This is a genomic window from Pedococcus sp. P2_E4 (genome assembly GCF_056403935.1).
The window spans coordinates 1-11389 of record NZ_JBFUEO010000063.1; the positions used below are offsets into that span (position 1 = coordinate 1).

Consider the following 11389-nt stretch of genomic DNA (forward strand, 5'->3'; position numbering starts at 1 on the left):
TGCGCCGTCAGCAGCACCGGACCTCCACGCAGCGCCGCCACAGGCCCACCCGCAAGAGCGTCGGGAAAGTTCACCCCCGACGCGAGGTACGCCACAGCCACACCGGGCGCAAACTGCGACTTCGACACCGCCACCGACGTGGAGTACCGATCCGCTCCCGCCAAACGTTCGACAGAGAAGGTCGCGACCGCAGCGGCTGGACCTAACGCCTGGCGCGAGATCGTCGGCTCTGAAAGCCCCGCGAGTATCATGACGACGACAACCATGCGCATGGCCAGGCGAGCCCCCGGGCGCAGACTTGATGAGACCCCGTGGTTCATGCAGCACTCCGATCACGGATGGCGCAGATGCCCTACCCCGCCGCGAGTCTGGCACAGCCTCATCACGAGCAGCAGGGAAATCGGCAAGTAAGCCTCGGCGCGACGCACCCCGTCCCCGGCTCGCCAGACGGACAACAGGGTTCCCGCGGAGTACCACGGACTGGCGAAGGTCCCCGCTGAACCACCATCAAGCGTGCCGACCGCCGTGACGCCGGCGCAACCGGCCAGGTGGGTGAGGGGCTCGATGCTGCCCCGTGGGTCGACCACGTCGACCCGGGAGGGGTCGACGTTGTAGCGGGCCACGGCATACGCGATGAAGTCGTGGACCTCACCCGGCGTGGTGCAGGACGTGGGCCGGACGTGGTCTCGGTCGCGCTGCAGCTGCAGGTTGCACGAGCCGAACCAGAGAGGGGAGTCGCACGCTACGGCGTCGAACCCTGGAGGCTCCTCGACGTGCTGGGCGGCGAGCACCACGAGCGGGCGGGTCGTCGGCCAGCTCCGACGCCGATGACCTTCGGGATGCCGGCGAGCAGGAGGTTGCCGAGCCCTTCGGCGGTCCCGTCGCCGTTCTCGCCGTACCCGTTCAAGGCGATGAGAACCGGGCTGCGTGCGCCTGAGGGGCTGTGGCTGGGCGGCAGGTGCTCCGGCCGGATATCAGCCGGGTATCGGCGCCGTCGACGGCGCCGATAGCGCGAGGCTGTGGGCCCGCCGGTCGCACGACGTGTGCATCTGTACAGCCGTGAACGGCGCCATCACACTGTGGCCATGTCACTGTCGGCTGACGCCCCGCACGTGCGTCCCTCCACTCCGATGACCCGGTCAGGCCGGCTGGCGGGAGTCTGGGGCTGGGTGTTCGTGGTGCTCCTGCTGCTCAGCGCCGGCATGGCCTCGACGCCCAGCGGTCAGGACCCGACCGGCACAGTGCGCGACTTCTACGCGCGACACGCAGGGGTCGTCATCACGGCGCAGCTGATCGGCCTGCTGGCTGCTGCCGCCTTCGTGCCGTTCGCCCTGGGCTTGCGCACGAGGGAGGGTCGCAGGACGAGGAGCGCACTGGAGATCGCCGGCCTGGGAGTCGCGGCGGCCGCCGTCCTGACCGCAGTCCCGGTCCTGTGGTTGAGCGTGGTGGCCGAGGACAGCGGTGACAGCCTCGTGCACGGGCTGGCGGTCACCTGCGACCTCACCGACGTCCTGCTGTTCGCCACCATCGCGGTCTGGGCGACCAGCGTCCTGAAGGTCGCCCGGCCAAGCTGGTTCAAGGGTCTCGCGGGCATCGTGGCGCTGTTGGCGCTCGCGCGGGCAGTCCTGCTGATCGTGGGATCAGAAAAGCTCGAGGTGGTCTCGCCCCTGGCCTTCGTCCTCTTCGTGGCCGTCCTGAGCACCCTCGTGGTCGCGCGCCGGTCCCCGCTGGGCAGCACCTGACTGCCTGCCCCTGACGCAGCCGGGTCCGGTCAGGACCAGGGAGACCGGCCTGTGATTGGCGGCGTACCCGCCCACGGCAACGGGATGTCGTCGCCGTCGTCGTGGAGGCGCCTCTGGACCGCGTCACCGAAACCGGGCACGTCGACGAAGGTTGCTCTGGAGCCGTCATCCCACTCGAGGCGGACCAGCTTCGAGCGCCGCACTCGCGTCGCCTTCACGATGTGCAGACCGGGCTGGAGGGTGCCGTAGATCCGTGACCTTGCCCGCCGCATCACGAACGGAGCAGCGACAAGGCCGAGCCAGACCAGGACGGCGAGAGGGAGCTGCCACGGGGCCGCGCGCTCCTTCTCCCACGTGCGTTCCGTCATGGCCCGCTGCGGGTGGTCGATGTCGTAGACCACTGGGGTCCCTGGGCCCACGATGTAGTCGGGGTCCGCCGCCCACGTCTCGACGACGGCGCCAGTGCTGGTCTCGAACGTGATCCGGGTTCGGTCGACATCCCGCCGCTGCTTGGCTTCCCTGAAGTCGGCCGTCTGGGCCACCGAGCGGCCGGGATCGGACCCGAGCACCAGCGCCGGGAAGGCGCCGTCGACGACGAAGGTCAACAGCACCATCCCGGCCAGCACCACGACGGTCGACAGCGCGCCGACCCACGGTGACGTCCAGACCCGCCAGCGTGACCCTCTCTCGGAGGTCTGCGGGACCTGGGACGGCCGATGCGTGCGAACGGCCACGACGAACCCGGCGATGCCGACGAGCAACCAGGCCAGTGCCACGAGCCCGCCCCAGAGCCCGATGAAGGCCGGCGGGACCCCGGATGCGAACCAGACGATGGCGGCTGCCGCGAGGAGTGCGGTGCTCCACGCACAGGCCTTTGCGAGCCCGCGGACACGCCAGAGGTCGACGGTACGCGGACTGGGGTCGTCATGACCGGCGTTGGGCGCGCCTGAGCTGGCTTGCTCCCCTTGATTCCCCACGGAGGCAGTGTGGCAGCCGCCGTGCCCTGCCGCAGGTGTCAGACGTGCCCGGGGACGACTCGTTCCGTCTGGACCGTCGACGCCAGCCAGCCACTGCGCCTGATCGGTTGGCCCAGTGAGGCCGTTGTCGCGCGTTGCCTCTGGTCGGACAATGGGCCATGACCCGCCGCCGGCTCACCGACACCCTCGCGGTGTCCCTCGGAGGGCTGTATGTCGTCGCGGGGCTCGCTGAGACGACTCGAGCCATCCTCACGGGAGACGGCGGGATCCCCTTCTGGTTCGGTTCACTGGTCGGGGGCGGCACGCTGATCCTGTTGGGAACGCTGGCCTTCCGTGATCGTCCGAAGGTGGCCCGCCGCCTCGTCGTCGTGGGCTGCCTCGCCGGAGTCCTCGCGACCCTGTGGACGCTCGTCGTCCCCCTCGTCGCCCTGACCGTCATCGTCCTCGTGGGGACACAGGAGGACGAAGACATCGGACACGTCCCAGCCGCCGAGTAGGGGGCTACGCGGGCGACGCCCCGTTCTGCGAGGGCAGGTCCAGACGGCGGTGGGACATGTCGAACGTCGCGAGCACCTCCAGGAGGAAGGAGCAGGCGACCGCCGTGGTGGCCCGGACCTCGGCGTCAGGGGTGTCCTCGAGCACCTCGGCGAGGACGGCGTGGTGGACCTGCACCAGGTCCAGCAGGCTGACCCCGCGCGCGATGGCCTGGCGCCCCAGCTCGTAGCCGTCCGTCAGAGCGGCTTCACTGCGATGTGGCAGGTACCTCTGGAAGGCCACCCGGTAGTCCAGGGTGAGGTCGTCGAGGTCGCTCATGCCCGTCCCTTCGCTGGCGTGCGCAGCCGCGCCAGGTAGGCAAGGCCCTCCTCGAGGTCCAAGGCGGTCGGCACACGCCCCATACCCATGCCCAGGCGCACCATCGAGAAGGCGACGTCCGGCTGGATCCCCACGACGACGGTCACCGCCCCACGCAGGCGAGCGATGTCGGCGATCGACTGGAGCGTGCGCGACGCGAAGCTGTCGATCACGTCCAGGGCCGCGACGTCGATGATGACTCCGCGCGCTCGGTGCTCACCGATCTGGCGGACGAGGTCGTCCTGGAACCGCACCATCTGCGAGTCGTCCAGGGCAGTGTGGACCGACGCGACGAGGGTGTCACCCTGACGCAGGATGGAGACGAGGGCCGGTCCAGAGCTCACGAGCCGTTCGTCACCTCCTTGCGGGTCACCTCGAAGCCGAGCAGGCGCTCGGCCTCCTCCAGGCCACCCTGGAGGTCGCCGATGGTGTTCATCTTGCTCAGGTCCACCCCGATGGTGACCAGGGTCTGCGCGATCGTGGGTGACAAGCCGGTGATGATGACGCTGGCACCCATCAGCCGGGAGGCGTCCACGGTCTGCACCAGGTGGTTGGCGACGGTCTCGTCGACCTCGGGCGCCCCCGTGATGTCGATGACGACGACCTTGGCCCGGTGCGTGCGGATGCCGCTCAGCAGCTGTTCGGTGAGCTGCCGCGCCCGCTCGCTGTCGAGGACGCCGATGATCGGCAGGATCAGCAACCGCTCGCGGACAGGGAGAACCGGAGTCGACAGTTCGCGGATGGCGTCCTGCTGCTGCCTGATGACGCGCTCTCGCTCGTCGACGAAGCTGACCGCCACCGTGTTGGCGATCCGGTTCGCTGCCGGCTCGTAGGCATCGAGGATCCGGTTCAGCAGACCGAAGTCGCGCTGGTACTTCTCGAAGAGCGACCGGGCCAGCACGTCGCGCAGCAGCAGCACGATGCCGACCACCTCATGCGTCTCCACCCCCCGCGGGATGATCCGCTCGGACAGGTCTCGCGCATAGTGCTGCAACGCCTCGACGCTCCCCGTCTCGAGCACCTCGACGTAGTTGTCGTACACGGACGTCGTCTCCGCCGACATCTCCTGCGGCGTCATCGCCTCCAGCAGGTGGGCGTCGCGGATCCGGGATGCCCACTCGTCGCGCAGTTTCGCCCGGTGCTCCCTGAGGTGGGCCACCAGCTGGGGCAGCAGCTGGTCACCGGTCGTCTCCCCGTCGTGCTCCGTGGGGTTCTGCTGGTCCTCCGGGTCCTGTGCCTTCATGCCGTTCCCTTCTTCTCGAACCACTTGGTCATGGTGACGGTGGTGCCGTGGCCTGCCTCGGAGACCACGTGGAACTGGTCCATGAGGCGTCGGGCACCGGGGAGCCCGAGGCCCAGCCCGTCATACGTGCTGAAACCGTCCTGGAGCGCCTGCTCGAGGTCCGGGATCCCCGGGCCGGTGTCCCGGGCCACGATGTGGATCCCGGGTCGGGGCCGCTCGAGCAGCTCGATGGTCACCTCTCCGTGCGACGCGAAGCGCACGATGTTCCGGGCGACCTCGGACACCGCGGTGGCGAGCATCGTGAGGTCGGCGCCGGTGACGCCCGCCCGCATCGCGAGCTCCCGCGCCGCCTGACGCGCCGCGACGATGTCGGGGTCACCGCTGATGGGCACGTGGATCTCGTTGTCCCGCACCGGGCCCCGGTCCAGCAGCGGTCCGCTCACCCTCGCGCAGAGCTCACACTCCAGCAGGTGCCTGGCTGCGTCGAGCTCTCGTTGGCGACGACGGTCGGCACTCGACAGGGCCAGCAGCACCGGACGGCAGCGGTCCGTCGGGGGTTCGATGTGCTCCAGGGCCAGGAGGTACTCGACCCTCAGCCGCGCCCTGGTCCGCTTCAGCTGTGCCGCAACCGCACCGGCGGTGCTCCCTGACTCGTCGGCCAACGACTGCGTTGCCCTGCCGCTGATCTCGTGCGCCAGCAGCACCTCTCGTTCTCGGTCGGTCAGCCGCCTCAGGGCCTCGTTGACGGCGGCCTGCTCCTCGGAGGCCACCACGAGGACCTCCGCCTCCTCCGGCTGGCTCGGGTCGTGCGCACGGTGCTGGTTCCGGGAGTCGGTGTCCGTGCGCCGCCACATCGACGCGACGACGTTGCGCGCGGTGGCGATGGCGTACGGCTCGATCATCCCCGGCTCGATGCGGTCCTCGGCCTCCAGCACCCGGACCAGCGTCTCCTGCACGAGGTCCTCGGCGGCAGGATGCTGCCCGACGCGCGCAGCGACGATCCGCCGCAGCATCGGGATCAGGGCGGCGACGTCGACCGCGTGGTCCGGTTCCTGCGGCTCGTTGGTGGCCCGAGCCGTGCTCACCTGTGCGACCCTACGCCGCCCTACGACCAATCTGTATGCCGCTGACCTGCAGTTTTGGAGGTCACTCGCCCGCCTGCGCGGCCGGGTCCGGGCACGGACCGGGTGGGTTTGGGCACGGCCCGGGTGGGTAGACAGTAGACACCAGAGACGCAGACCCGCCGCGTCCGGCCACAAGACGCAGGAGCGCCATCCATGTCCCAGGACGCCATCGTCATCCTCCGCGACGACCACAAGGAGGTCCGCGCGCTCTTCCGCGAGTTCGAGAAGGCCAGCACGACCAAGCCCCGAAAGGGCGCCATCGTGAAGAAGGTCATCGAGCTGCTCACGGTGCACACCTACATCGAGAACGAGGTGATGTACCCGCAGGTGCGCCAGCTGCTGCCCGAGCTCGAGGACGACGTGCTCGAGTCCTACGAGGAGCACCACGTCGCCGACGTCCTCGTCATGGAGCTGGCTGCCCTCAAGCCCGGCGACGAGCGCTTCGAGGCCAAGACCACCGTCCTCATCGAGAACGTCCGCCACCACATGGAGGAGGAGGAGCAGGACTGGTTCCCCAAGGTGCGCGAGGGGCTGAGCCGCACCCAGCTTCGCGAGCTCGGCGACCAGCTGCTGGAGGCGAAGAAGCGGGCGCCCCGGTCCCCGGCACAGCCGAGCGCCATGAAGAAGGCCGTCGACGCGGTCATCGCCTGACACGTGCCGAACGACGACGAGCCGGCCCTGCCCGAGCTCCTTGACACCCTCGCGGGCGAGCAGGCCCCGAGCAGCACGCCCGAGGGGATCGCGAGCGCCTTGGAGTCGATGGTGCTGCATCCCGACTACCCGTGCCTCGGGGCGCGGTCCGTGTTCAACCGCGAACGCGCGACAGTGGTCGTGCTCGAGCAGCTCGCCGGCGATGCGGCGACGCGGACCCTCGCGCGCGCCCTGACGACCTTCGGCCGGGACACCGACCGGAGCGAGGGCTTCGCATCACTCGTCGCCGTGTTCAGGGCGACAGAGGTGGCCGACGAGGTCGAGTTCGAGACCCTCCTGTGGCGCCAGCTGGAGCTGCTGCACGAGGCAGACCACCGCTCGTGGGACCCCTCGGTGTCGGACGACCCGGCCAGCCCGCACTTCGCGTTCAGCGTCGGGGGCACCGCCTTCTTCGTCGTGGGGCTGCACCCACGGGCCTCCAGGATCGCCCGGCGCGCGCCGCTGCCCACTCTGGTGTTCAACCTCCACGACCAGTTCGAGGAGCTGCGCGAATCGGACCGCTTCGACCGCATGCGTGACACGATCAGGCGTCGGGACGCCGAGCTCCAGGGGTCGGTCAACCCGATGGTGGCCGACCACGGCCGCGGATCGGAGGCCAGGCAGTACTCCGGACGAGCCGTCCCCGCGACGTGGGCGGCGCCCGTGACGTTCGAGGACGAGGAGACCGGGTGACGACGACCTTGGCACCGCAGACCGGCACCGGGTTCCTGTTGCGGGCGGGCCAGCTCCTGACCGTGATCGACCCCCAAGGTGGGCAGGTGAGCGACCTGTTCTGCCTGAGGGCCGACGACCACGACGAGAAGCTGTCCAGTGGCCGCACGATCGACTACGCGAACACCATCTTCCTCACCACCGGTCACGTGCTGTACAGCAACCGGAGCGCCCCGATGCTCACCGTCGTCGAGGACTCGTGCGGCCGGCACGACTTCCTGCTCACGCCGTGCAGCCAGGAGACGTTCGACCTGCTGTACCCGGAGTTCGAGGGCGCCTACCACCCCAGCTGCCTGGAGAACCTGAGCAGCGGACTGGCGGGCTTCGGCGTCGTCCCGGACCAGATCGCGACGACGCTCAACATCTTCATGAACGTGTGGCCAGAGTCCAGCGGCGAGCTGCACATCGACCCGCCCACCTCTGTTGCCGGCGACCGGTTCGTGGTGCGGGCCGAGATGGACCTGCACGTCGGGCTGACCGCCTGCTCGGCCGAGAAGTCGAACGGTGGCGTGTGCAAGCCCATCGAGTTCGAGGTGACGGATGTCCCGTGACCCCCGATCAGAGGAGCTGACCATGGAGCACACCAGCGGAGTGGTCCCCGTGTCCCGTGACGTCGACGCCCCCGTGCAGGCCGTGTGGGACGTCCTGGCCGACGGGTGGTCGTATGCCACGTGGGTCGTCGGCGCCTCCCGCGTGCGGGACGTCGACCTCGGGTGGCCGGCGGTGGGCGCGCGGATCCACCACTCCTTCGGGCTCTGGCCGATGCTGGTCGACGACACCACCGAGGTGCTGCGGTCCTCCGAGCCCGGCGAGCTGGTCCTGCGCGCCCGAGGGTGGCCGGCCGGCGAGGCGGAGGTCGTCCTCACCGTCTCCTCCCGCGGGGTGGAGACCTGTTCCGTCAGCATCGAGGAGGACGCCACCAGCGGACCGGGCGCCCTCATTCCGAGACCCGCGCGGCAGCTGGCCATCGGGGCCCGGAACGTCGAGACCCTGAAGCGGCTCGCCTACCTGGCCGAAGGACATCACCGCGACCGAGCCGCGAGCCACTGACCTCTCGCGACCCTGAGGCCGGGCGCGCCGGAGGTCGTGACCGGCGGCCGGGCTCACGCTGAGCGACGTCGTCGCTGTCCAGCTGCCGGCGGTGCGCCGGCGTCATCGACCGGCGCGTCCGGCAGCAGGTCGTCCAGCGCCGCATTCCCCTCCAAGGGGTCGACGTAGCCGGGCGGTGGCGGCGGGTCACGGGGTATCGGGTTCGGCAGCGCGTCCCCGGCCTGCGGTCCGCTCGACTCATCCATGGTTCGAAGCCTTGGCCTGCGACTGACGCCGGGGAACCGCCCTTTGGCGTACCCACGGGTCGGTCGGCGCCAGCTGTCCCGAGGTCGCCGGGCGGGTCCTGGTCGGAGTCGTCTCGCCGTCCCGCAGGGCCCACGCCTCGAGTCGTTGCAGGACGTGCATGAGCCCCAACGCGAGGAAGGGGGCGCACAAGGCCGCGACCTTCATCGCGGCACCACGCGGGCGCGGCGCGCGACGGCGCCACCCGCCCTCCGCCGTGCCACGGAACCCACCACTGGAAAGACATGGCGGGGGTCGAGGGCGAATGGCGCGATGTGCACCGCGATCCCCATCAGCTCCAGCTCGAGCGACCGCACCACCGGGTTCAGTCCCCCCTCGCCGGCGACGAGGTCGGCTGGCGTCGTCACTCGTCTCGAGTCCCTGCCGACCAGGGTTCCGTCAGGTTCACGCAGCTCCCCGGTGAAGACACCGGTGACGAACACTCCTCTGGGTGCCACGACGAACCGCCTCAGTCGCAGCGACCCCGTCATGATGCCCGTGCGCCCCCGAGGGGACCGGAACGTCCCCGTGACTGCAGCGCCGCCATCGTCGCCGATGGCGGACGACGTGCCGGTGTCGCGTGGTCTGAAGGCGATCACGGTCATCACGAGCTCCATTCGTGGTTCGAGTCCCGGCCGGACCGGGCCTCGGGGGAGTGACAGCAGTGCCCTGCCGTGCAAGGGACGGACGGCAGGGCACCACTGCCACGTCTGGTGGTTCCCCTTCACATGGATGAGGACCACTTGGAGTACCGCGGATGACGTGTCCCTCGCCCCGCCCGGGCGTGCGATCCGGGCAGTTCCGTGCGTGGGACAGAGCCGATCCCGTGGGGTGGCCCGCGTCATGTCGAGGCCCGCAACGCGTCATACCTGCGGCAGGCGCGGGGCCGCACCGATCTCGCCCCGACACGCCTCGCCCACGGTGGGACGATGGGGCGTGCGGTTGTCGTGGCGCCATGCGGTCGTCCTGGGAGGGTGCGTGGCGCTCCTGGTGCCGCAGGTCTCCGACACCAGCCCCGCTCCGCCTGAGGTGATCTACCGCCACGGGGTCATCCTCACGATGGACGACACGCAGCCGCGGGCCGAGGCACTGGCCGTCCGGGACGGTCGGATCATGGCGGTCGGCACCGACGACGACGTCATGGTGCTGCGCAGGAGCGCGACCCGGCTGGTCGACCTCGGTGGCCGGACGATGGTGCCGGGCTTCATCGACTCTCACGCGCACTGGATCGGCGACCGGGGCATGGTGGGCTTCAACGCCGAGATGGCGATCGAGGCGGCGCTGCTGCGTGGGTGGACCAGCATCAGCGAGCAGTTCGTGGACCGGGAGCGGCTCGCCAGGCTGCGCGAGCTCGACGCCGCCGGCACGCTGCGGCTGCGGGTCAACGCCTACCTGCCCGTCAACTTCGAGGACCAGAAGTTCGGGATCTGGTTCGTCGACCAGACGCCCCACCAGGTCCTCGGGCCCCACCTTCGACTCGGCGGGATCAAGCTCTTCCTCGACCACGACTGGGGCACGCGGTTCCACTGGCAACAGGCCGAGCTGGACTCGTACGTGCTCGGGGCGCACCGCGACGGCTGGCAGGTGTCGGCCCACACCGTCAGCGCCCAGGCCCTCGACCAGTACCTGACCGCTGTGGCACGAGCCCAGGCTGCGCACCCCAACCCGGACGCACGGCACCGCGTCGAGCACGCCATACAGGTCCGCGACGACCAGCTCGCGAGGATGGGCGAGCTGGGGATGATTGCCTCCATCCAGCCGGGCGTGCCCGGCGACCTCGCCACGGAGGCGGGGTTCCCGGAGCTCGTCGCCCGCGGCCGGACCGGCTGGATCGCCCGGTGGCGCGACCTCGTGGAGAGCGACGTCCGCACCATCGGCAGCACCGACATGCCGTGGCTGCTGCTCGGCCTCGGCGACCGGGCCACCGAGCTGCCGCACGGCTCACCGCTCGAGGCCATCCACCAGGCAGTGACCCGGCAGACGCCGCTCGGCCGCAGCCCCGAGGACTGGCAGCTGGCCCAACGCCTCACCGTCGAACAGGCGTTGCGGTTGTTCACGATCGATGCGGCCTACGGCACGTTCGAGGAGGACGTGAAAGGCAGTCTGGCGCGTGGCAAGTACGCGGACCTGGTCATCCTCTCCGGCGACCCGACCGCGGTGTCCGTGGACGCGCTGCTGGACATCGACGTGCTGGCGACCGTCGTCGGAGGACGGGCGGAGTACTGCGGCGACGCCGCGCTGTGCGCAGACCCGTGGGCGCCGTGAGTCCTGGCTGGTCGTGCCGGTGACGGCAGGGCAGGCTGGGGGCATGGAACGCGTCGTGGGAATCGGTGGTCACTTCATGCGGGCGGCAGACCCGGGGGCCTTGGGCGCCTGGTACCGCGAGTGCCTGGGCCTCGACGTCGACGAGCACGGCCTGTGGCAGCAAGAGGCCGGGCCCACGGTGTTTGCCGCCTTCGAGGGCGAGACCGACTACTTCGGCTCGCGGGCGCAGCAGACCATGCTCAACTTCCGGGTCCGCGACCTCGACGCCATGCTCGCCCAGCTGCGCGACGACGGAGCCGACGTGGCCGACGAGACGCAGGACATGGACGGCGTCGGCCGGTTCGGCTGGGTCACGGACAGCGAGGGCAACCGCATCGAGCTCTGGCAGCCCGCCTGACCCCAAGAGCGCCGCCGGGCCGCGGCCCCGCGTGC

At 70.2% G+C, this 11389-nt stretch carries 16 protein-coding genes; 8 read left to right on the forward strand and 8 right to left on the reverse strand.

Annotated features, from left to right (window positions below):
- Window positions 1-266, reverse strand: a 266-nt coding sequence (locus AC1DV7_RS17455) for a cell wall-binding repeat-containing protein (RefSeq protein WP_477598602.1), incomplete at its 3' end; no start/stop codon positions are given.
- A gap of 66 nt (window positions 267-332) precedes the next feature.
- Window positions 333-794, reverse strand: a complete 462-nt coding sequence (locus tag AC1DV7_RS17460; RefSeq protein WP_477598603.1) for a hypothetical protein — start codon at window positions 792-794, stop codon at window positions 333-335.
- 291 nt (window positions 795-1085) lie between these two features.
- On the opposite strand from AC1DV7_RS17460, the gene AC1DV7_RS17465 reads away from it, so the two are divergent.
- Window positions 1086-1742: a hypothetical protein gene (locus AC1DV7_RS17465; RefSeq protein WP_477598604.1), complete on the forward strand. Its 657-nt coding sequence runs from the start codon at window positions 1086-1088 to the stop codon at window positions 1740-1742.
- A gap of 29 nt (window positions 1743-1771) precedes the next feature.
- On the opposite strand, the gene AC1DV7_RS17470 is transcribed toward AC1DV7_RS17465, so the two are convergent.
- Window positions 1772-2719, reverse strand: coding sequence for a hypothetical protein (locus AC1DV7_RS17470; protein WP_477598605.1), 948 nt, complete (start codon window positions 2717-2719; stop codon window positions 1772-1774).
- A 158-nt stretch (window positions 2720-2877) separates the two neighbouring features.
- Between AC1DV7_RS17470 and AC1DV7_RS17475 the strand changes: the two genes are divergently transcribed.
- Window positions 2878-3216 carry a hypothetical protein gene (locus AC1DV7_RS17475; protein WP_477598606.1) on the forward strand — a complete coding sequence of 113 codons (339 nt, stop codon included), beginning with the start codon at window positions 2878-2880 and terminating at the stop codon, window positions 3214-3216.
- 4 nt (window positions 3217-3220) lie between these two features.
- On the opposite strand, the gene AC1DV7_RS17480 is transcribed toward AC1DV7_RS17475, so the two are convergent.
- Genes AC1DV7_RS17480 through AC1DV7_RS17495 form a run of 4 tightly spaced genes read right to left on the reverse strand, consistent with a single transcriptional unit; the run spans window position 3221 to window position 5899 of the window.
- A complete protein-coding gene (locus AC1DV7_RS17480) occupies window positions 3221-3532 on the reverse strand; it encodes a phosphatase RsbU N-terminal domain-containing protein (RefSeq protein WP_477598607.1) in 312 nt (103 codons plus the stop codon).
- Complete coding sequence (locus AC1DV7_RS17485) at window positions 3529-3915, reverse strand: STAS domain-containing protein (RefSeq protein ID WP_477598608.1); 387 nt, start codon at window positions 3913-3915, stop codon at window positions 3529-3531. The genes AC1DV7_RS17480 and AC1DV7_RS17485 overlap by 4 nt, the downstream gene beginning before the upstream one ends.
- The gene (locus AC1DV7_RS17490) at window positions 3912-4814 is read right to left on the reverse strand and encodes an STAS domain-containing protein (protein ID WP_477598609.1); all 903 of its coding nucleotides are present in this window, start codon (window positions 4812-4814) and stop codon (window positions 3912-3914) included. Before AC1DV7_RS17490 ends, AC1DV7_RS17485 begins: the two co-directional genes overlap by 4 nt.
- On the reverse strand, window positions 4811-5899 hold the full coding sequence (locus AC1DV7_RS17495; protein ID WP_477598610.1) for a sigma-70 family RNA polymerase sigma factor: 1089 nt from the start codon (window positions 5897-5899) through the stop codon (window positions 4811-4813). The genes AC1DV7_RS17490 and AC1DV7_RS17495 overlap by 4 nt, the downstream gene beginning before the upstream one ends.
- 192 nt (window positions 5900-6091) lie before the next feature.
- Here AC1DV7_RS17495 and AC1DV7_RS17500 point away from each other — a divergent pair, with 192 nt between their 5' ends.
- Genes AC1DV7_RS17500 through AC1DV7_RS17515 form a run of 4 tightly spaced genes read left to right on the forward strand, consistent with a single transcriptional unit; the run spans window position 6092 to window position 8410 of the window.
- Entirely contained in the window at window positions 6092-6589 is a 498-nt protein-coding gene (locus tag AC1DV7_RS17500; RefSeq protein WP_477598611.1) for a hemerythrin domain-containing protein, read from the forward strand.
- A gap of 3 nt (window positions 6590-6592) precedes the next feature.
- Window positions 6593-7321, forward strand: coding sequence for a guanitoxin biosynthesis heme-dependent pre-guanitoxin N-hydroxylase GntA (gene gntA / locus AC1DV7_RS17505; RefSeq protein ID WP_477598612.1), 729 nt, complete (start codon window positions 6593-6595; stop codon window positions 7319-7321).
- Window positions 7318-7911, forward strand: a complete 594-nt coding sequence (locus AC1DV7_RS17510; protein WP_477598613.1) for a DUF1989 domain-containing protein — start codon at window positions 7318-7320, stop codon at window positions 7909-7911. The genes gntA and AC1DV7_RS17510 overlap by 4 nt, the downstream gene beginning before the upstream one ends.
- A 22-nt stretch (window positions 7912-7933) precedes the next feature.
- The gene (locus tag AC1DV7_RS17515) at window positions 7934-8410 is read left to right on the forward strand and encodes an SRPBCC family protein (protein WP_477598614.1); all 477 of its coding nucleotides are present in this window, start codon (window positions 7934-7936) and stop codon (window positions 8408-8410) included.
- 446 nt (window positions 8411-8856) lie between these two features.
- On the opposite strand, the gene AC1DV7_RS17520 is transcribed toward AC1DV7_RS17515, so the two are convergent.
- Window positions 8857-9297, reverse strand: coding sequence for a hypothetical protein (locus AC1DV7_RS17520; protein WP_477598615.1), 441 nt, complete (start codon window positions 9295-9297; stop codon window positions 8857-8859).
- Between the two features lie 373 nt (window positions 9298-9670).
- Here AC1DV7_RS17520 and AC1DV7_RS17525 point away from each other — a divergent pair, with 373 nt between their 5' ends.
- On the forward strand, window positions 9671-10957 hold the full coding sequence (locus tag AC1DV7_RS17525; protein WP_477598616.1) for an amidohydrolase: 1287 nt from the start codon (window positions 9671-9673) through the stop codon (window positions 10955-10957).
- Between the two features lie 43 nt (window positions 10958-11000).
- Entirely contained in the window at window positions 11001-11354 is a 354-nt protein-coding gene (locus AC1DV7_RS17530; RefSeq protein ID WP_477598617.1) for a VOC family protein, read from the forward strand.
- Window positions 11355-11389: the final 35 nt, after the last annotated feature.